Here is a 20,816-nt window from a genome sequence, read left to right on the forward strand (position 1 = left end):
AAATGTAAAATTATATGTTTAATTCAGATTTTCAAGAAGAACAGCCGAAGCGCCACCACCGCCATTACAAATTGCTGCAATTCCATATCTTCCACCTTCCTGCTTCAAAACATTCGCTAATGTAGCTATAATCCTTGCTCCTGAAGCTCCAATTGGGTGCCCCAATGCTACAGCACCACCATACACATTTACTTTATCCAAATCATAGCCAAGGATCTGCTGGTTGGACAAAATCACCGAAGAATATGCTTCATTAATCTCAAAATAATCTATATCAGACAGACTGAGTCCTGTATTTTTCAGGATTTTCTGGATAGCAATGGATGGAGAAGTGGTAAACCATTCCGGAGATTGAGCTGCATCAGCATAAGCTATAATTTTAGCCAATGGTTTAAGATCATATCCTTGTATAGATTCTGAAGATCCCAATAATATAGCTGCAGCCCCATCATTCAGATTGCTTGAATTGGCAGCCGTGAGCATACCATCATTTTCAAAAGCTGGTTTAAGCAGTGAAATCTTTTCAGGAATCAGCTTATCTATATCTTCATCTCTGTCAATAATGATAGTTCCTTTCTTTCCTTCTACTGAGATACTGAACAGTTCTGCATTGAATTTGTTTTCGGCAGCAGCCTCCTGAGCTCTTTGATAAGACATTAAGGCGTAATCATCAAGTTGTTGCCTCGTTAGGTTATATTTTTTAACCCCCAGCTCTGCAGCACTTCCCATGTGAAAGTCATGATATACGTCCCAAAGCCCATCTTTAATGAGTCCATCAGTAAATTGAGTATCTCCCAATTTCTGACCTTTTCTGAGATAATGATAATGAGGAACATTACTCATACTTTCCATTCCGCCTGTCATAACAAGATTTTCCAATCCAAGCTGAATCTGCTGTGCTCCTATCATTGCTGCTTTCATCCCCGAGGCACATACTTTATTGACTGTAATAGCATCTTTATCTGCCGGAATTTGTGAGAAAAAAGCAGCCTGCCTCGCCGGAGACTGCCCTACTCCTGCACTTAAAACATTTCCCATATAGACACTGTCTATATTTTCCGGAGATATTAATGCACTTTCATACGTTTTCTGTATTGTCATAGCTCCTAACTGAGGTGCTGAAAAACCTGATAAACTTCCCATAAAACCACCAATAGGAGTTCTTTTTGCTGCAATAATGAATACTTCTTTCATAGTTTCGTTTATTAAAAAATACCAATCGGTATATTAAGTTGTAAAAAAATATTTTTTGACTCTGAATACAAATATAATGAAATATACTGATCGGTATATTTATAAATCAAAAAAAGATGAAACTAATCTAAATGTCTCATCCTGTATAAGTAAGGGAATCCGTAAAGATTCTTCACTGCTCTCAGAATAGCAGAAGTCTATATTTGCTTTTTAAGATCGCTCTTTTTTTATTCTCTGCTTAGCTGATCCAGCTTTTTAAGTAAAGTAGGAATTCTGTAAGGACCATGCATCTGTGCTACATATATCTTCACTTGGTCTACATCGGCTCCTTTTGCAGTGACAAAAAGAGGGGTTTTACTATCACCACGCAGCACATTTCTTCTTTGGAAGTCTGGTGTAGTAAATTCATTTTTGGCAATCCCAATTACAGGATGCTTCTCATGTAAAGCTTCATAAAGATGTCCACCCAAGCCTATCTTTCCATCATCATCAAGAGTAACATACCCATCCACAATGATGATATCACCTTCTTTTACAACTATTTTATTCAGTAAGCTCAGAATACATGGTAATTCTCTTTTATAAAAAGCACCGCTTTCATATCCTGAACTGATAGGAGTTTGTTCTATAAAGATTTCTACTTCCTGATCAGATGTCCAATTTTCAAAGGCAATACAGACAGTATTGGCATAATCATCATAATAGTAAGTATCAAATGCGTAAATCATCTCTTTGGTTTATTTCAAATCCAGGGTAAAGGAATTGAAAATTGTTTAATCAGTTAATAAAATCCAGAAGGATTTAAAAATAAAGTTCTTTAATGGCCACGGATACACAAATAAAATGATTCGTGTATTCGTGGCATAATAAAGGGTACACTTTTACTATCCTCAGATAAAATATAAGTATAGGTTGTGTTTCGCTAACGCTATTTTTTATCTACCACAATTCTTTCAGCTCTGTTGGCAATATCCCAAGCGGTAGTAAAGACTAACTGAGTTCTTTTCTCCAGAAGCTTATAATCAATCTTATCCGGATCGTCTGTTGGTTTGTGGTAGTCTTCATGGATACCATCAAAGAAGAATGCTACCGGAACGTTGTTTTTAGCAAAGTTATAGTGATCTGAACGGTAATACAGCTGTTGAGGATCATTAAGATCATCATATTTATAGTTCAGTTCCAGGTTATTGGTTTTCTTGTTGGCAGCTTCGTTAATTACTTTAAGCTGAGAGCTCAGCATATCAGAACCTATCACATAAACATATTGTTTTCCTCTGTTTTCCGGATCATCACGTCCTATCATATCGATATTAAGGTCAACTACTGTATTGGCCAATGGAAAAACAGGATTATCAGTATAATATTCTGAACCGAACAGTCCATGCTCTTCACCTGTTACATGAAGAAACAAAATTGATCTTTTAGGACCTTTACCTGCTTTCTTAGCCTGCTGGAAGGCTTTAGCCATTTCCATCACGGCAACCGTTCCGCTTCCGTCATCATCTGCTCCGTTATACACTACTCCATTTTTTGTTCCTACATGGTCATAATGTGCAGAAACTACCACAATTTCTTCAGGTTTCTCACTTCCTTCAATGAAAGCAAGAATATTTTCAGAATCCGGCAAGTTACCACCGCCTCTTTTTTTCATAAAATCTGAAGGAACTTTCTGATAATAAGACCCTAATGCTTTTGGATGAGAAACTCCTAAGCTTTTATAGTAGTTAACAATATACTCTCCCGCTTTTTTCTGTCCTTTGCTTCCTGTATCACGTCCTTCCATTTCGTCTGAGGCAATAACAAACAGGTTTTTCTTTAAGTCTTCTGCTTTAATCATTTTGTAAGCATCTGAAAATGCTTTATCATGTTTTACTGCAGTTGGCTTTTCAGATGCTCCATCAGCAGAAACCTGTGCTGTTCCGCAACTTGTCATCAAAGCAAGAGCAAATAACGGAATAAGTAGTTTTTTCATATAGAATAAATTTCTTAAAAATAACATTTTTTATTGAATCCGGAATAGACAAGATAAGATCCCATCAAGTAATTTTCAATATTGAGATAGTAAGATGGTAGCAACCATTATAAAAAACCTACCTATAATACGAAATATCCACAAAGCAAAATTAAACATTAACATATTAAGAAAAATAATTTTAAAATGATATCATTTTTTATTATTTTTGACTGAAATACAAAATAGATGAAAGAAATTCAAGGATTTACTCATTATTCCTTTTTTACAGAAATGTCTGAACTGGCTTCAAAACACGGAAGTTTTGATCTTTCACTCGGCTTGCCGGATTTTGATATTGATGAACGCCTGAAATTCTTTCTAAAAGAGGCTACAGATCTCGATACCCATGATTATGAACCTTTAGCAGGAAACCCTTTATTGATCCAGAATATCATCAATTTTAATATAAAAAGAAAAAACAGTATTTCTTTAAAAGCTAATGAAGTCACTATTGTTCCCTGTGCAACCTTTGCTTTATATACGGCTCTTAAAACCATTTTAAATCAAGGAGATGAAGTAATCATCATACAGCCTTCTTATTATACTTATGCACCTTCTGTTGTAATGAATGGGGGGATTCCTGTTTATTATGACTTAGCATATGACTTTACAATAGATTGGGCTCAATTTAAAAGCTGTATCTCTGAAAAGACCAAAGCTATTATCATCAATTCTCCACAAAACCCAACAGGAAAAGTATGGAAGCAGAATGATTGGAAACAACTGTATGAATTGATAAGCAACCGGGATATCTACCTAATTTCTGAAGAGATCTATGATACCTATTGTTTTGATGAAGCAGAACACTACAGTTCGTTTATTCATCCGGAACTTAGAAACAGAACATTCTGTATTTTTTCATTCGGAAAAATGTTTCATACCTCAGGATGGAAGGTAAGCTATATGCTTGCATCCGAAGAACTAACAGCTTTATTCAGAAGCTATCAGCAATACATATCCTACAGTGCTAATGCTCCTGCTCAATATGCACTGGCAAAGTATCTGGAAATATTTGACCCATCAGAAAACAAAGCTATAATGCAAAGAAAACGGGATATTTTTAATCAGTTACTTAAAGAGACTCCTCTTTACATTGAGCAAGAGGCTGAAGGAAGTGTTTTTCAGATTGTCAACTTCAGAAATGTTTCTAAAACCATGACAGATATAGAGTTTTCAAAATGGCTGACTATTGATAAAAAGGTGGCCTGCCTTCCACTTTCGGCCTTTTATAATTCCAAAGACAATTCAGATTATATCCGATTCAGCTTTGCTAAAAAAGATGAAGTGATTATCCAGGCATTGGAACATCTGAAAAAGTGTCTATAATAACCACAAGTGATTTTTAGGTTGGAAATCGCAAAGGCGCAAAGGATTTTAAATAAAATATTGCTTTTAAGGCGCAAGAAAATCAAAGATTTTCAGCAAAAATAATTCGTACACTTGTGTCTTTGTGTTATCCTAAAAAAGCACCGCTATTGCGATGCTTTTTAAGATTATAATTGAAATTAAAGAGCTAAAACCCTCACATCAATTCTTCTGTTTTTTGCTTTACACTCATCTGTATCATTGGCTTCACAAATGGGATGCTGTGATCCGTACCCTTCTGCTTCTATCCTATCTGCTGATATTCCTAATTCCAATAGCTTAAGTTTTGCTGTCTGAGCTCTCAGGTTAGATAACTTCTGATTACTATCTTCATTACCGCTATTGTCTGTATATCCACCTAATTTTACTTTCAGATCAGGATAGGCATTCAAAATTTCTGCAATATTATTCAGCTGTAATTCATAACCTGCTTTCAAATCACTTGATCCTGTTTCAAAATAAAGATTTTCGATGGTATACCACTTATTAGGATCAAGAACAGCTTTATCTTTCTGATTAATGGCATTATAGAGTTGATACAGTTGGCTGGTTTCTCCTAATTCTATTGTTTTTCCACCTTTCAGTTTTACTTTTTGCAGATTTCCGGTTTCATATACGAAGTCTCCACTTTCATTAAGATGACCTTTCACTTCACCTGGAGTAACCGGAGTCTTAAGCTCCGATGATGTTGAGACTGCTCCTTCAACTCCGGTTAAGCTTTCAATTTTTGCCTTTCTGTTTGCTTCAATTTTATCCTTATGCAATACAGCTAAAGTAGGCGCAATGACTAAGGAAACGATTGACATCAGCTTAATTAGGATATTCATAGATGGTCCGGAAGTATCTTTAAACGGATCACCTACCGTATCTCCTGTAACAGAAGCTTTATGAGGCTCTGAGCCTTTGTAGTAGGTTTGTCCATTAATATCTACTCCTTTTTCAAATGATTTTTTTGCGTTATCCCAGGCACCTCCTGCATTATTCTGAAACATTCCCATTAATACACCGCTTACGGTAGCTCCTGCAAGGAACCCTCCTAATACTTCAGGGCCAAAAATAAACCCGATAAGTAATGGTGAAATAATAGCAATAGCTCCGGGAAGCATCATTTTTCGGATGGAAGCATCGGTAGAAATTGCTACGCATTTTTCATATTCCGGTTGCGCTTTTCCTTCTAGAATCCCGGGAATTTCACGGAACTGTCTTCTTACTTCTTCCACCATGGCCATTGCTGCCTGCCCAACAGCGGTGATGGCTAATGAAGAAAATATAAACGGAATCATTCCTCCAACGAACAGACCTGCTAAAACATCAGCTCGGTAAATATCAATCCCATCAATGCCTGCAATTCCTACAAAGGCTGCAAACAATGCCAATGCTGTTAATGCTGCTGAGGCAATAGCGAATCCTTTTCCTGTAGCTGCTGTTGTATTTCCTACAGCATCCAGAATATCTGTTCTTTCACGAACTTCTTTAGGAAGCTCACTCATTTCTGCAATACCTCCCGCATTATCTGCAATGGGTCCAAAGGCATCAATAGCCAGCTGCATCGCTGTAGTAGCCATCATTCCGGCAGCAGCAATTGCTACTCCATATAATCCGGCACACAGATAAGAACCGTAAATACCTCCTGCCAGTACAATAATTGGAAGCAGTGTTGATTCCATTCCCACAGAAAGTCCACCGATAATATTGGTAGCATGTCCGGTTGAAGACTGTCTCACAATACTGGAAACCGGTCTTTTTCCCATGGCTGTATAATATTCAGTAATAATACTCATTAAGGTTCCTACTACTAACCCTACCATGATGGCCCCGAATACCCCCATTTTCGTAAACTCATGGCCTCTTAAGACCATTTTTTCAGGGAGAAGATAAGTAACCAGGAAATAAGAAGCGATGGCTGTTATCACTATACTACCCCAGTTTCCTAAGTTCAAAGCATTCTGTACACTGGAAGTGGATGAACCTTCATTATCATTTATTTTCACAAATAGAGTTCCTATCATAGAGAAAATGATTCCTGTTCCTGCAATCAGCATAGGTAAAAGAATCGGAGCAAAGCCCCCGAATGAATCATCAGACATTGTTTCTCTTCCCAATACCATTGTAGCAAGTACTGTGGCTACATAAGATCCGAAAAGGTCAGCTCCCATCCCTGCAACGTCACCCACATTATCACCCACATTATCTGCAATAGTTGCTGGATTTCGTGGATCATCCTCCGGAATTCCTGCTTCTACTTTCCCTACAAGGTCAGCTCCAACGTCTGCTGCTTTTGTATAAATACCGCCACCTACTCTTGCAAAAAGAGCAATGGATTCAGCACCAAGTGAAAATCCGGTAAGAATTTCTATGGTTGTTTCCATTTCGTGGGAATCTACTGTGGCTTCCGGTGCAAAAATCTGTTTAATGATTAAAAACAAGGCTCCTAGCCCCAATACAGCAAGTCCTGCTACTCCCATTCCCATCACGGAACCTCCTGTAAAAGAAACTTTAAGAGCTTTAGACAGGGAAGTTTTTGCTGCCTCTGTCGTCCTCACATTGGCTTTGGTTGCAATTTTCATCCCTATAAAACCTGCTGTAGCAGAAAAAATGGCACCCACTGCAAAAGCAAGTCCAATACTCCAATGTGAGTTGGCATTGCTTGAACCCATTACTGCCAAAAGAATGGCTACAACGACGACAAAATAGGTTAAGATTTTATACTCGGCCTTTAAGAAGGCCATGGCACCATCAGCAATATGTCCGCTGATTGTTTTCATTTTTTCATTTCCGGCATTCTGCTTACTTACCCAGTTGCTCTGAAGAAATGTATAAAGCAAAGCTAACACACCAAAAATTGGCACTAACACAAATAGATCCATAGTTTAATATTTTTTTGGTAATAGAAAAATAAATATAATAAATAATTACCATCAAAGCATTAAAAATATCATGGACTTATCATTGTTATTTAAAAGAATCTTAAATATGAATCGTAATTCTTCTGAAAATTATATGGATTGAAAACTCATGTAAAAGCTGATAAAACAAGGGCTGAATATGATTTTAAACCATTAAGAATGATTAAGATTTAAGAATATTAAGATGAGCTTTGCTTGAAGAGGAAACTTTATTTTAATGCAATAAAAAAGGATAAACAGTTTTCCGTTTATCCTTTTTATTATTTAAATCAGAGTGTCTTATCCTCCGAATTTATCTGCGTAGTCTGTTTGAGAAGCTTTAATTACTTTTCTTGCATGCTCAGCTCCGTAAACTTCCTGGATTCTGCATTTTGCAGGCTCATCTGGTAAGTTTTTGTATGTTAGGAAGTAGTGCATCAGTCTTTTAACTTCTGCTTCCGGTAACTCAGTGATATCTCTGAAATGTCCGAATGCGTGGTCATTAATCATTACCGCTACAATTTTATCATCAGCTTCACCACCATCAATCATTTTAAACCCACCGATTGGAATAGCTTCCATCAATAAACCTCCAGCGTGGATATTGTGAGAACTTAAAACACAAATATCAAGTGGATCATGATCCCCCATAGTTACATCAGTAGCTCCTGATTCTACAGCAAGCTTCATCACTTCCTGATCACAGTATGTTCTTGGAACAAAACCATACAAAGCAGGGATAATGTTAGAGAATTTCTGAGGCCTGTCTACTTTTAAATATCCTGTTTCTTTATCTACTTCATATTTAATAGTATCTGAAGGAACAATTTCCACAAATACGTTTACAACATTTGGCGCATCTTCTCCTGCAGAAATTCCGTGCCATGGATGTGCTTTAAAATTTGGAATCATTATTTATCTGTTATTTTTTAAGTTATTATTAAAATTTCTTTTCTTAAATCTTCTATTGTTTCAGCAACATAATCATTGCTTTCCATATAGTTCATGATGAAAATAGTTTTGAATTCATCAAGTTTCACTTCCCCTTTCAATCCGTCATACGTCTTATGAAGAAGATCTATAATGGCATTTTTAGAGTCTACAATATTCTTCCATGAATTTTTCGTTACATAAAGCTGTTGAGAAGAATTATATTCAAACTCCTCGTTGATAGCTTTTTCTGTAAGGAAAATAAACTCATGAACAGCCAATCCTTTATCAAATCGCTGAATCAGGTTGGAGGGTTTTATTCTGTCCAGAAATAAAGTCATTCTCTCATAAGAGTGGGCTTTATTCTCTGAATTTGACTTCACGGTAAGTAATTTGAGTTCCTGGTTCTTAAGGGTAATATACGAGTGTACAAATTGTCTCAGCAAAACCAGAAAAGGAATTGCAATAATTAATGCAAATGCATAGGGTAAATATCCTGAAAGACTCGTCATAATTTTAGACTGCAAAATTACTAATATTTTCTGATATTACAGTTCAAATAATGCGGGTCTTTGTGTAACTTCATGATAGCACACACTATTTTCATCAAAAAAGTGATATACCAAGCTTTTTCTAGTTCTGTTTTTGTCTGTATGAGGCTCTCCACCATGAAGAATATTGGCATGCCATATCAGCATATCTCCTTTTTTTGCCCGGAAAACTTCTTTTTTTAACCCCAATTCTTGCACCTTGTTTTCTAAAAACTCCTCATAGGCCTTATAGCTTTTCTTTCCTATTTTTAAAGCTGTTCCTTCATTATCATAATCTGAATTCAGGAAATAAGGTAATTTATGGCTCCCAGGAATATAATGTAATGCTCCATTATTCTCATCTACATCTTCCAGGGCAATCCAGACTCCAAGAAGTCCTCCCAACGGAAATGTTGTCATATGAATACTATCGGAATGGGTTTTCTGCTGACTTCCGTTAATAAAGTTGATGCTTTGAAACAACTTGGCCTGGCCATCAAGCAAAACAGATAAAAACTCAAGCAGATTCTTATCATCCCCAATATTTCTAATAATTTCAGAATGATGAATCGCAAACATCAGTTTCCCGCCATAAAGGAATTTTAATGTTCCGTCTTTAATCAGCTTTTCAATCTCTACATTGATATTTTCTGCTGTTTCCGGGCTAATGAAATTTTTAATGATCATATACCCGTTATCATCATATTGAAGGGCATTTTCTTTATTTTCTTCTGATAAACTTTTAAAAAAAGCAGTAGATGAAAGTTTTTCTTCAGTAATACTCCTTTGTGTTTGCGGAAGATGAGCAAAGTCTTTACTTGAAATACTCGAAAAATAACTCTTATTGATCCCGTACTTTTTATATAATGGAATATTGTGCTTTAACTTACTTTTTTTAAATAAGTTATAGAGCATATATGATAATTTATAGTGACGAATTTGCTGTAACATAACGGTTATTATAAGTGTTTTATAAAGGTAAGGAATAATACTAAATTAGAACCAATCTAAACAATGCTTTTTATCACTAAAAGATCTTCCTTTTTAAAAGTAAAGATCCTAATTTTTTAAAAAGTTCTTTTTTAGAATATTCAATGATTCCATAAGGTTTCAGCTCCGGGCGGAATCCTCTGAAAAACTCTTCTATATTTGGAATATCTCCTCCTTCAAAGTCAAAAATATGAGTATCTACTGTTTCTTTAATCATCCCATCAATCAATACTGATGCTCCGGATAATTTCACATATTCTTTATCACTGAAAGTACCTAAAAGAGCAACCATATTACAGTCTGAATAAGTAGCAATAGCATTGATAATTTTACCATGATAATAAAAAGCTGAAAAACTCAGATATTTCAGACGGTAAGATTTTTCATAAATATCCATAAAACCAGCCAAATCACTCTCTTTACCCAATCCTACGATATTGGATTCTATAAAAGGTTTCGCTTCATCATAAGAAATACTTTTTACTTCTGAATGATTTATAACTTCTTCATCCAACCTCAGTTTTCGCTTTCTTTTAGGGGAATATCTGGCATATACTTTCTCATAAGCGTCAGGATAAATGAGAAAATTTTTCTTTATTCTGAGCTTTGTACGAAGTTCATTGCCATCATTAAAGGGATATACTCTTATCAGATAGTGGTTCTCCAGATAGTTTAAAAACTTTTCATTCAGATTTACATCATCTTTGCTGGAGAAAACTCCTAATTGCTGACAAAGCTTAGGATTATGAACGATTTTCACTCCATATTTTCTCACAAAAGGGACAGGCATTACGGCTTCATAATCTCCATATACAAGTATTTCCCATTGATTGGGTGCTGTAATGTCTAAAAAATCTTTTGTTGCAGAGTATTTTCTTTGCTCAGAATTTTCTAAACACTGAGAATATTTTACAAAATCAATTTCATTGTATTTCAATCTTCTTATCATAATAATCCTGTGTCCGAAAAGCTAAAATATGAATCCTGTGTAATGATAATATGGTCTAAAAGCTGAATGCTTAACACTTTTCCAGCTTCTTTTATTTTTTGTGTAATGTTAATATCTTCTTTGCTTGGTTTCAGGCTTCCTGAAGGATGATTATGGGCAATAATCACTCCTGTTGAGAAATGGTCGATCGCTGTTTTAAACAAGACTCTTACATCTACAATGGATTGGCTGATTCCGCCCTGTGTAAGTTGTGAAGTGTATATTACTTTATTACTGTTATTCAGAAAAATAGCCCAAAATTCTTCTGTTCTAAGGTCCGACAATTGGTTTTTTAGGATCGAATAAGCATCATAACTGTTCCCAATAACCGATTTTTCAGGAATGTCCTGTCCCGCTCTTCTTCTTCCGATTTCCAAAGCTGTAATGATGGAAATGGCCTTAGCCTCTCCTATTCCTTTGAATTTCATAAGATCTTTAACAGAAAGCAAACTTAAATGATGCCAACTATTATCAACAGATGCCAGAATCTTTCTGGCCAACTCTACTACACTCTCTTCCCTGTTTCCGCTTCCCATAATAATGGCTAAAAGTTCAGAATCAGAAAGTGAATTCTTACCTTTCTGTAAGAACTTCTCTCGTGGTCTGTCATCTTCTGCCAGGGATTTTAAGGACATGGGATTAAATATAAAAAATTAATAGAATGTATATAAGATAATAGGCTTCTCTGACCTGTCAATATATTTTGCTGTTTCTTTAAAAGCATTAAATGAAAGCATAGGACATCCCAAACTCAGACATGTCAGCTTTTCAGATTCTACATCAGGAACACTGCTAAAAGAATGAAGAACAATAGCTCTCTGCATTGCATTATCATTGGTTGGATCCAGCCCTTTTAAACGGTAAGCTTTCCCAAATTGTCCTACATAACTTTCTCCAATTGCATATTTCCCAAGAGAAGACTGATATGAACCTTCAATATTACTGAATTTCAAAGCATTTGACCCTTGAATTACAGATCCTGAACCATGAGCAACAATAGCTTTTTGTACGGTTTTATTATTCTTCAGGTCGTAAACGAAGTAACGGTATTTTCCTGATGCAATTTTAAAGTTAATAAAAATTGCCAGATCCTGATTATAGTCTTTATCTTTAATAAAACTCTTAATTTCTGAAATCCTGGATTGGGGCAAACCCAACACATCTGCCTGCTGCGATTCAGCTTTTGAGCAGGAAACTAAAAGTATAAAAAGAAAAATAAAGTGTTTCATCATCTGTCTAAGCAAGAAGCTATTCTATAATCATTCCGTCTTTCATGACAAGCTTACGGTCGGTAATTTCAGCCAGATTCGGGTTATGGGTAACAATCACAAAGGTCTGATTATACTTGTCTCTAAGGTCAAAAAATAGTCTGTGAAGGTCATCTGCATTTTTTGAATCCAGGTTCCCTGTAGGTTCGTCAGCAAAGATAATTTTTGGTGAATTGATTAAAGCTCTTGCAACAGCTACCCTCTGCGCTTCTCCACCGGAAAGCTGATTAGGTTTATGGTTCAGTCGCTGTTCAATTTTAAGGTCCTCAAATAAAGCATAGGCCTTTTCCATAGCTTCTCTTTCATTAGCACCTGCAATTTTAGTAGGGAGCAAAACATTTTCCAAAGCAGTAAACTCAGGAAGCAACTGGTGAAACTGAAATACAAAACCGATATTCTGATTTCTGAATTTTGATAACTGCTTATCATTCATGTTAATAAATGATTCTCCCGCAATCTCAATCTCAGTATCATATTTCCCGGATTGAGTGGGATGATCCAAAGTTCCTAAAATCTGAAGCAATGTTGATTTACCTGCCCCGGATTCCCCTACAATAGAAACCACTTCTCCTACTTTGATGTGAATATCAACTCCTTTCAGTACTTCTAAATTTCCATAAGATTTATGGATATTTCTTGCTTTAATCATGATTCAAAAATAGTAAATATAAATAGAACAAAACAATATTGTAACTATAAATATAATAAATGCATCTCCTATTAAAAGCCAATAATCAATAGAATAATATTCAAAATAATTTTATCAACCTTTTTCCTGTAGTGTGTAGTATTTTCTTATACCGGTATTCTTTATCTATAGTATAAGATTTTCCTTCTAATCCATAAGTAAGCTTAAGATTTAAAATATACTCTGAATGATCACAATTGACATAAAAGTACCTAGCTGCGGCACTCTGATGAACGATGTCATTGGAAGATTGTTTAAAGAGAATACCTTTGCTACTCTGTAAGTTTTCTACATCCACAGGAATTTTTTTTCCTTCCGAACTAAGAGTTACTTTAATCTCATCAATAACAACAGCAGGCTCATTCTCTTTCTTACGATCAGCAAATAAAAATGTATCAATCGTGTAATAAATATCACCATCTTTCATTCTCAAACTCGGATTCAAAGTAAAAACATTATTTTCTGAAGAAATAGTTTCTTCCTGGGGTTCTGATTCCAGAACAAATTCAGAATCAGTTGCTAAAAAGAAAAAGCCTAATATGGCAAGTACAATTATAACACAAACAACACCTATCTTATTCATCGTTTTTTTATTTTTATAGATTCCGGAAAATCATTTCATAAATATAATTTATTTTTATAAAAAAACTGGAATACAATGATGTTCTTAAGACTTATTGTATTTCTAGACTTCTTCAGCTCCCAAAAACAAAAAACCTCCCGATTGGGAGGTTTTAGTATAAATCTTTTAGAAATTACAGTAACAATGTTAATGGATTCTCTAAATATGTTCTTAAAGTCTGTAAGAATTGAGCACCTGTAGCACCGTCTACAACTCTGTGGTCACACGCTAATGAAAGCTTCATTGTGTTTCCTACTACAATCTGACCGTTCTTAACGATTGGTTTCTCGATGATTGCTCCTACTGAAAGGATAGCAGAGTTTGGTTGGTTAATAATACTTGTAAATGTCTCGATTCCGAACATTCCAAGGTTAGAAATAGAGAATGTAGATCCTTCCATTTCATTAGCCTTAAGACCTTTGTTCTTAGCTCTTGAAGCCATATCTTTTACAGCTCCAGAGATTTGAGTGTAAGACATCTGGTCTGTATTCTTCAATACAGGAACCACCAATCCGTCAGGGATAGCAACTGCTACTCCAACATTGATATTTCCTCTGTGGATGATCTTATCACCAGCCCAGCTTGAATTTACCTGCGGGTGCTTTCTTAAAGCAATAGCTGTTGCCTTAATAATCATATCATTGAATGAAATCTTCGTATCTGGAATAGAGTTGATCTCTTTTCTAGCTTCGATCGCTTTATCCATATTGATTTCAACCATCAGATAGTAGTGAGGAGCAGAGAACTTACTTTCAGAAAGGCGTTTCGCGATAACGTTTCTTACCTGTGAGTTTGGAGTCTCTGTATCTTCTCCCTGTACGAAACTTACAGCAACCTGAGCAGCAGCACTTGCAGCCGGAGCTGAAGCAGCTGGTTTTGCAGCCGGCTGATAATTTTCAATATCTTTTTTAACGATTCTTCCGTTTTCACCTGAACCTTGAACACTGTTGATGTCAACTCCTTTATCCTGAGCCATTTTTTTAGCTAACGGAGAAATTGCCACTCTGTCAGAAGATGAAGTGTTAGCAGCCGGAGCAGCTTTTTCTTCAGTTTTAGCTTCTGCTTTCTGTTCAGCTGGTTTTTCTGATGACTGAGCAGCTGCTTTAGGAGCCCCTACTGCTGAAACATCAGTTCCTGCAGGGCCAATAATAGCCAACACAGTGTCAACCGGAGATGCACCACCTTCTTCTACACCTTGCTTCAATAGTACTCCGTTGAATTCAGATTCGAAATCCTGTACTGCTTTATCTGTTTCGATTTCAGCAAGAAGATCACCTTCTTTTACTGTATCACCTACATTTTTGTGCCATTTAGCAACCTTACCTTCTGTCATTGTATCAGAAAGTCTTGGCATTGTAATCACTTCCACTCCTGCCGGAACTTCTGCTGAAGCAGTTTCCACAGCTTCTGCCTTAGGTTGTTCTACTGATTTTGTTTCTTCAGCACCTGCAGCGGGAGCAGCAGCTCCACCTGTTAATCCTGAAATATCTTCTCCTTCATTACCGATAATTGCTAAAACAGAGTCTACAGCAGCTGCAGCACCTTCTTCTACACCAACGTATAAAAGGGTACCTTCTACTTCAGATTCGAAATCCTGAACTGCTTTGTCAGTTTCAATTTCAGCTAAAATATCTCCTTCCTTTACTTTATCTCCTACTTTTTTATGCCATTTCGCCACTTTACCTTCCGTCATAGTGTCGGAAAGGCGGGGCATCGTAATTACTTCTGCCATAATTTATTTTAATTTGAAAATTTAGCAATCTGAAAATTTGAAAATTAAAAAAGGACATACTCTATCACATTTTCAAATTCTCAAATTGTCAAATTAACTCATTATCTTTTAGTTTTCTAATTTGTCTAAGAATGGATAATCTTCCTGAGCATATACATACTCATAGATTTTCTCAGCATCAGGATATGGAGAGTTCTCCATGAATTCGATGCACTCTTCAACAAAGTCTCTTGACTTATTGTCGATTACTTCCAATTCAGCTTCTGTAGCCCATCCATTTTCAAGAATTCTGTGTTTCACCAATTCAATTGGATCATCATTTTTGTGAATTGCTACTTCTTCTTTAGATCTGTAAGGTTCAGCATCAGACATAGAGTGACCTCTGTAACGGTAAGTTCTTGCTTCGATGAACGTTGGTCCGTCTCCTCTTCTTGCTCTTTCAATAGCTTCATAAGCCGCTTCAGCTACTTTTACCGGATCCATAGCATCTACAGCAAGACAAGGCATTTCATACCCTAATCCTAATTTATAGATGTCTTCGTGGTTAGCAGTTCTTTTTACAGAAGTACCCATTGCATACTGGTTGTTTTCAACCACAAATACTACAGGAAGTTTCCAGTTCATTGCCATGTTGAATGTTTCATGTAATGAACCTTGTCTTGCAGCACCATCTCCGAAGAAACAAATGTTTACAGCTTTTCTGTCAAAATATTTATCTGCAAAAGCAATACCTGCTCCCAAAGGAATTTGTCCTCCAACAATACCATGACCTCCGTAGAAACGGTGTTCTTTGCTGAAAATGTGCATAGATCCACCCATACCTCCGGATGTACCTGTAGCTTTACCACAAAGTTCAGCCATGATTCTCTTAGGATCCACTCCCATCGCCATTGGATGGATGTGACATCTGTAAGCAGTAATCATACTGTCTTTTGTAAGATCCATTGCATGTGTAAATCCGGCAGGGATTGCTTCCTGACCATTATACAAATGTAAAAATCCTCTGATCTTTTGTTTTAGGTAAAGAGAACGGCATTTGTCTTCAAACCTTCTCCACATTGTCATATCTTCATACCACTTCAGGTATACCTCTTTAGAAAATTCTTTCATGTGTTAGCTCTTGCTTTTTTATGATGAAATAGTTGAGCAAAATTATGAAAAAAACTTTGTTTTTATTGTATGCATAAGTAACTTTTCGTTTTTTCTCTGAAATCTACTTGCAGGCGGAGTGGATTATTCTTAATTTTCGACCCAGGGAAACATTTATAAAATGGCATTCCGCCCATTATTTTTTCTGTGCAAGATCTAAGAAATCAGCCTGTCAGTATCGTCTTCCTTATATAATTAATGAAACAGGAAATTACAAAAACATTCCGTTTTATTTATCTTCTTCCTTCATCTTTAATTATCGTTAACATGTCTTTTGGTTATTTCAAAAGCTTCTTTTCGGGTGAAAATTCTGTAAGTTTCAGTATTCTGTCTTCTATATTATTAACAAAATTACCGTGGAGCTTTGCTGTTTCTGCTTTAATATCTTTCCATTCTTTATCAGCCATAAAACCCTGCCATGCCATTTTCATTGTATTTTCATCTTTCCATTCAAGCAAATAGACAAATTCTGTTTTCCCTTCATATTCAGACTCCCAGATAGACACGATATTAAATCCGTATTTTTTCATGATCCGTAGTGCATGATCCCTGAACCTGTTTAAAAATACCTGTCGGTTTTCTTTTGGAATTTCGTAAATTCTCAACTGGTGAACAGGAACTGACGATGAAGAATCTCTTGAAGAATTGGTTTGCCCAAAAACAAAACTGCCTAGAACAAACAGAGATAATATAAATAGCTGTTTCATTATATTATGTATTGATATTAGTTTATTAATTTTTATACCTGCTTTTATTTATCCGATATTTCAAAAATAACCAACAAAAAATCACTCTTTTCTTTTTTAAAACAGAAGTAATTAAAATTAAATATTTTCATAAATAGCACGTATTATTTTCAACAAAAACATAATAAATAATTTATATAGTAAAGATCACGTACACTTACCTGTATTTTCAGTATCCTAAAAACAGTATGATCTTCCGGTCTTCATTTGTTTTTTGGCCTTATAATCTTATATTTGACTTTTAAACTTAAATATGGAAGAAAAAAAGTCTTCGCTTCTCCACAAAATTTCAAAGGTTATCTCAGATTTCTTCAATCCACTGGTTTCCCTGGTTATTTTTTTTGTGTACATGAGTATTAGAGAGTATACTTTTAAGGAATCTCTGCTTTATTTCCTTCCTTTATTATTAATGATTATTGCACCGGTTGTTATCTGGCTGGTATGGAATGTAAAAACCGGAAGATATACCAATATGGATGTATCTAATAGGGTACAGAGAAAGACACTGTATGTATTTATTGCAGCCTGTGTTGTTATTTACCTTATTTTCAATTACATTAAAAATGGATATATTGATCTGGTGATGCTTTTTATTCTCATTTTACTCTTCGCCCTTCAGATCAGCAATTTTTTCATTAAAAGTTCTATGCATACTGCATTTAATATATTTGTAGCTGCATTATTTTTCACTTTAGACTGGAAAATGGGTCTTATATGGCTTGGAATAGCCAGCCTGGTAGGACTTACCAGAATTATTTTAAAAAGGCATACGGTAAAAGAGGTATTTATGGGAGCTGGAATAGCTTTTATGGTATCTTTTATTTATCTTTATTGCAATATACAATTTCAACATTAGAAGAATATATGAAAATCAATCATCTTACTGCCGCAGAAGAAAACTTTATGAAGCTGTTTTGGAAAATGGAATCTTTCTATCTGAAGGACGTTATGGAGCAGCATCCGGAACCTAAACCACACCAAAACACGGTTTCCACATATTTGAAAATATTGGTTGAAAAAGGGTATTTATCTACTGAAAAAGAAGGGAGAATCTTCAAATATACAGTACTTGTTCCGTTTGAAGAATACAGAAAATTTCTATTAAAAGAACTTACTCATAATTTTTTCAACGATTCAGGAAAAGAAATTCTTGAGTTTTTATTCAGTGAAAAGCTACTTACACAAGATGACCTTAAAGGTTATTTTGATCTTAAAATTGAAATCAAACCTGCGAAAGTTGAAAATCCAAAGTTTGAGGTTGCTGACGAGATATTAAATCCGAAGAAGGAAAAAGAGAAAAAGGTAAAAATCAGCAAAGAAAAAGATAAGGAAAAAGAGAAAAAGAAGAAGAAAAAGAAACCATAAAAAAAGCGGCTTAAAAGCCGCTTTATATTTTTACCAACGATTTCCACCGCCGTTACCACCACGGTTGTTGTTACCGTAACCACCACCTCTGTTGTTGTTACCATAACCACCACCTCTGTTGTTATCGAAGCTTCTTCTTGGCTTCTCTTCTCTTGGCTTAGCTTCAGATACGTTTAATGTTTTTCCGTTGAATTCTTTTTGATTAAGAGCTTCAATAGCCTGCTTTCCTTCTTCATCACCCATCTCGATGAAACCAAAACCTCTAGAACGGCCAGTTTCTCTGTCTGTTACGATTTTAGCTGATGATACATCACCAAATTCTGCGAATAGATCGTGCAACTCATACTCTTTAGTTGCGTAATTGATGTTTGAAACAAAAATGTTCATTTTGAATAAATTAAAAAATTAATAAAAATTTGGTATATAAAAGAAAAACAACATAAATTAATGAACAAATATTGATTCCAAATATAAACGTATGCAAGATACAATTAAAAATTTCAAATCAAAGCTTTTTTTTATCTCTTTATCACTTTAGTTTGAATTTAAATTCCACAACCAATCAAAACAAACACTCAAACAATTGATTACTAAATAATTACAGTTAAAAATCATTGAAAAGTTAAAGTTAGTTAACATAATACATAATCATTCAAAATAATTATAAAAAAGAAATAATTGCGCATCCCGGTTTGCAGACAACCGGATGATATTATTTAAAACAGAGAGAATAATAGTATATTTATAACTCTATTTATATCATATGTACAGAGCCTTTAATTGAATTTTATGATAAAACAACACACCACTAATTACACGAATACTTTTATAGAAGTCGCAGAAGACTGTCCCATTTCTCAGGCACAGGTTCCGCCTGAAAAGAAAGAAAAGACATTTGCAAATCTTCAATATGAAAAAATAAGTAAACACCCCTATCAATATACTTCCGATGATGTTATTTTTGCATGCTATGCTTTTAAGAATGATATTTCAGAAAATGAAAATCAGGAGGAAAGAGAAAAATTCTTTTCAAAAGGCCAGGCTTGTCTCCGCTCTTCTCCTCTGGCTAAAAGATATGGATTCGGATTTCATTACAATAATGAAGGAAAAGTGGCTTTATACGCAATAGAAAGTGAAGAATATCAAAAGCTGTTAAAAGATCCTGATATTGCGAAGACAAAAGCCATGCGCTCCAAAAGAAAATGATTGAGAAAATGAATAATTCTTTTCAGATCAATTAATATTATTCTTTTGACAACACCAGCTTTTAACGTTAAATTTGTACTGCAAATTATTAAGAACATGAACTACCATACAAGAAAATGGGTAAAACCCGAAGATTTAAATCCCAATCACTCTCTATTTGGAGGAAGACTTTTACAGTGGATTGATGAAGAAGCAGCATTATATGCGATTATTCAGCTTGAAAACACTAAAGTTGTTACGAAATTTATTTCAGAGATTAATTTTGTAAGTTCTGCAAAACAGGGAGATATTATAGAAATAGGCATTGAAGCAACCCACTTTGGTTCCTCTTCTATCACTTTAAGATGTGATGTCCGTAATAAAATGACTCACCAGACGATTATCACCGTTGATAAAATTGTTATGGTTAATTTGGATAGCGAAGGAAATCCAGCACCTCATGGCAAAACTCAGATTGAGTTTGTAAAAGACAGGTTAAACAGCGGAATATGAAAATCTTCATCAAAAATATGGTCTGCAACAGATGCATTGCTGCAGTAGAGACCATCTTTAATAATGCTGATATAAAGATCAGTTCCATTATTCTGGGAGAAGTAGAGACAGAGTCGGAAGTTCCCACTACAACCATGCAATCTATTGAGGAAAAAATGCTTTCAACCGGTTTTGAAAGGATTATGGATTCTTCTCATCAGCTGATTGAGAAAATTAAAAATCTCGTCATTGTAAAAATCAGTGAACTTGATATTGATGAAGACTTTCTCCTTTCAGAATTTTTAAGTTCAAAACTTCATAAAGATTACAGTTCCCTTTCAAAGACATTTTCACAGAATGAAAACATAACGCTGGAACAGTTTTTCATCCTTCAGAAAATAGAAAAAGTAAAGGAACTCCTTTTATATAATGAATTCAACCTTACGGAAATTGCAGGAAAGCTTGGTTACAAAAGTGTTCAGCATCTTTCTACCCAATTCCGCAATGTTACCGGATTTACGCCTACAGAGTTCAAAAAATTAAAAGACCACCACAGGAAACCTTTGGATACTCTTTAATTGAGTTGGAGAGCATTAGAGTTGGAGGGTTTGAGAGTCTGATATATCAGCAACAATCATTCATCTCTAATACTCTCCCACCCTCAAACATTCAA

At 35.2% G+C, this 20,816-nt stretch carries 22 protein-coding genes; 6 read left to right on the forward strand and 16 right to left on the reverse strand.

Going from position 1 to position 20,816, the window contains the following annotated elements:
- Positions 1–18 precede the first annotated feature (18 nt).
- The 3 genes from BOQ64_RS01255 to BOQ64_RS01265 form a co-directional block, all read right to left on the reverse strand.
- Positions 19–1,194 carry an acetyl-CoA C-acyltransferase gene (locus BOQ64_RS01255; RefSeq protein WP_129056710.1) on the reverse strand — a complete coding sequence of 392 codons (1,176 nt, stop codon included), beginning with the start codon at positions 1,192–1,194 and terminating at the stop codon, positions 19–21.
- 227 nt (positions 1,195–1,421) lie between these two features.
- Positions 1,422–1,922: an endonuclease V gene (locus BOQ64_RS01260; protein ID WP_129056708.1), complete on the reverse strand. Its 501-nt coding sequence runs from the start codon at positions 1,920–1,922 to the stop codon at positions 1,422–1,424.
- A gap of 200 nt (positions 1,923–2,122) precedes the next feature.
- Complete coding sequence (locus tag BOQ64_RS01265; RefSeq protein ID WP_129056706.1) at positions 2,123–3,166, reverse strand: M28 family metallopeptidase; 1,044 nt, start codon at positions 3,164–3,166, stop codon at positions 2,123–2,125.
- A 228-nt stretch (positions 3,167–3,394) separates the two neighbouring features.
- On the opposite strand from BOQ64_RS01265, the gene BOQ64_RS01270 reads away from it, so the two are divergent.
- Positions 3,395–4,534 carry an aminotransferase class I/II-fold pyridoxal phosphate-dependent enzyme gene (locus BOQ64_RS01270; protein WP_129056704.1) on the forward strand — a complete coding sequence of 380 codons (1,140 nt, stop codon included), beginning with the start codon at positions 3,395–3,397 and terminating at the stop codon, positions 4,532–4,534.
- Positions 4,535–4,713: 179 nt separating this feature from the next.
- On the opposite strand, the gene BOQ64_RS01275 is transcribed toward BOQ64_RS01270, so the two are convergent.
- The 12 genes from BOQ64_RS01275 to BOQ64_RS01330 all read right to left on the reverse strand — a co-directional run bounded on the left by BOQ64_RS01275 (position 4,714) and on the right by BOQ64_RS01330 (position 17,062).
- The gene (locus tag BOQ64_RS01275) at positions 4,714–7,440 is read right to left on the reverse strand and encodes a sodium-translocating pyrophosphatase (RefSeq protein ID WP_129056702.1); all 2,727 of its coding nucleotides are present in this window, start codon (positions 7,438–7,440) and stop codon (positions 4,714–4,716) included.
- A gap of 318 nt (positions 7,441–7,758) precedes the next feature.
- Positions 7,759–8,370, reverse strand: a complete 612-nt coding sequence (locus BOQ64_RS01280; RefSeq protein WP_129056700.1) for an inorganic pyrophosphatase — start codon at positions 8,368–8,370, stop codon at positions 7,759–7,761.
- Positions 8,371–8,387: 17 nt separating this feature from the next.
- Positions 8,388–8,900, reverse strand: coding sequence for a hypothetical protein (locus BOQ64_RS01285; protein ID WP_066699697.1), 513 nt, complete (start codon positions 8,898–8,900; stop codon positions 8,388–8,390).
- Between the two features lie 36 nt (positions 8,901–8,936).
- Positions 8,937–9,833, reverse strand: coding sequence for a phytanoyl-CoA dioxygenase family protein (locus tag BOQ64_RS01290; protein ID WP_228448049.1), 897 nt, complete (start codon positions 9,831–9,833; stop codon positions 8,937–8,939).
- A gap of 112 nt (positions 9,834–9,945) precedes the next feature.
- Positions 9,946–10,857 carry a hypothetical protein gene (locus BOQ64_RS01295; RefSeq protein ID WP_129056697.1) on the reverse strand — a complete coding sequence of 304 codons (912 nt, stop codon included), beginning with the start codon at positions 10,855–10,857 and terminating at the stop codon, positions 9,946–9,948.
- On the reverse strand, positions 10,854–11,531 hold the full coding sequence (gene radC, locus BOQ64_RS01300; protein ID WP_129056695.1) for a RadC family protein: 678 nt from the start codon (positions 11,529–11,531) through the stop codon (positions 10,854–10,856). Before radC ends, BOQ64_RS01295 begins: the two co-directional genes overlap by 4 nt.
- A gap of 18 nt (positions 11,532–11,549) precedes the next feature.
- Entirely contained in the window at positions 11,550–12,128 is a 579-nt protein-coding gene (locus tag BOQ64_RS01305) for a murein L,D-transpeptidase catalytic domain-containing protein (RefSeq protein WP_129056693.1), read from the reverse strand.
- A gap of 16 nt (positions 12,129–12,144) precedes the next feature.
- Positions 12,145–12,813, reverse strand: coding sequence for an ABC transporter ATP-binding protein (locus tag BOQ64_RS01310; protein WP_129056691.1), 669 nt, complete (start codon positions 12,811–12,813; stop codon positions 12,145–12,147).
- A 100-nt stretch (positions 12,814–12,913) separates the two neighbouring features.
- Complete coding sequence (locus BOQ64_RS01315; protein ID WP_129056689.1) at positions 12,914–13,435, reverse strand: hypothetical protein; 522 nt, start codon at positions 13,433–13,435, stop codon at positions 12,914–12,916.
- Between the two features lie 172 nt (positions 13,436–13,607).
- Positions 13,608–15,206: a pyruvate dehydrogenase complex dihydrolipoamide acetyltransferase gene (locus tag BOQ64_RS01320; protein ID WP_129056687.1), complete on the reverse strand. Its 1,599-nt coding sequence runs from the start codon at positions 15,204–15,206 to the stop codon at positions 13,608–13,610.
- Positions 15,207–15,314: 108 nt separating this feature from the next.
- On the reverse strand, positions 15,315–16,316 hold the full coding sequence (pdhA, locus tag BOQ64_RS01325) for a pyruvate dehydrogenase (acetyl-transferring) E1 component subunit alpha (protein ID WP_129056686.1): 1,002 nt from the start codon (positions 16,314–16,316) through the stop codon (positions 15,315–15,317).
- A 317-nt stretch (positions 16,317–16,633) separates the two neighbouring features.
- Positions 16,634–17,062, reverse strand: coding sequence for an NIPSNAP family protein (locus BOQ64_RS01330; protein ID WP_129056684.1), 429 nt, complete (start codon positions 17,060–17,062; stop codon positions 16,634–16,636).
- A gap of 292 nt (positions 17,063–17,354) precedes the next feature.
- Here BOQ64_RS01330 and BOQ64_RS01335 point away from each other — a divergent pair, with 292 nt between their 5' ends.
- Both BOQ64_RS01335 and BOQ64_RS01340 read left to right on the forward strand, forming a co-directional pair.
- Entirely contained in the window at positions 17,355–17,957 is a 603-nt protein-coding gene (locus tag BOQ64_RS01335; protein WP_129056682.1) for a phosphatase PAP2 family protein, read from the forward strand.
- Positions 17,958–17,965: 8 nt separating this feature from the next.
- Positions 17,966–18,466, forward strand: coding sequence for a BlaI/MecI/CopY family transcriptional regulator (locus BOQ64_RS01340; RefSeq protein ID WP_129056680.1), 501 nt, complete (start codon positions 17,966–17,968; stop codon positions 18,464–18,466).
- Between the two features lie 30 nt (positions 18,467–18,496).
- Here the strand turns inward: BOQ64_RS01340 and BOQ64_RS01345 are convergent, their stop codons facing one another.
- A complete protein-coding gene (locus BOQ64_RS01345; RefSeq protein WP_066699719.1) occupies positions 18,497–18,853 on the reverse strand; it encodes an RNA recognition motif domain-containing protein in 357 nt (118 codons plus the stop codon).
- A 402-nt stretch (positions 18,854–19,255) separates the two neighbouring features.
- Between BOQ64_RS01345 and BOQ64_RS01350 the strand changes: the two genes are divergently transcribed.
- The 3 genes from BOQ64_RS01350 (at position 19,256) to BOQ64_RS01360 (ending at position 20,721) form a co-directional block, all read left to right on the forward strand.
- A complete protein-coding gene (locus BOQ64_RS01350; RefSeq protein WP_228448051.1) occupies positions 19,256–19,672 on the forward strand; it encodes a DUF6157 family protein in 417 nt (138 codons plus the stop codon).
- Between the two features lie 96 nt (positions 19,673–19,768).
- Entirely contained in the window at positions 19,769–20,164 is a 396-nt protein-coding gene (locus tag BOQ64_RS01355) for an acyl-CoA thioesterase (protein ID WP_129056678.1), read from the forward strand.
- On the forward strand, positions 20,161–20,721 hold the full coding sequence (locus BOQ64_RS01360) for a helix-turn-helix domain-containing protein (RefSeq protein WP_129056676.1): 561 nt from the start codon (positions 20,161–20,163) through the stop codon (positions 20,719–20,721). Before BOQ64_RS01355 ends, BOQ64_RS01360 begins: the two co-directional genes overlap by 4 nt.
- Positions 20,722–20,816: the final 95 nt, after the last annotated feature.

The organism is Chryseobacterium sp. CH25, assembly GCF_004119455.1.
Taxonomy (GTDB): Bacteria; Bacteroidota; Bacteroidia; order Flavobacteriales; family Weeksellaceae; genus Chryseobacterium.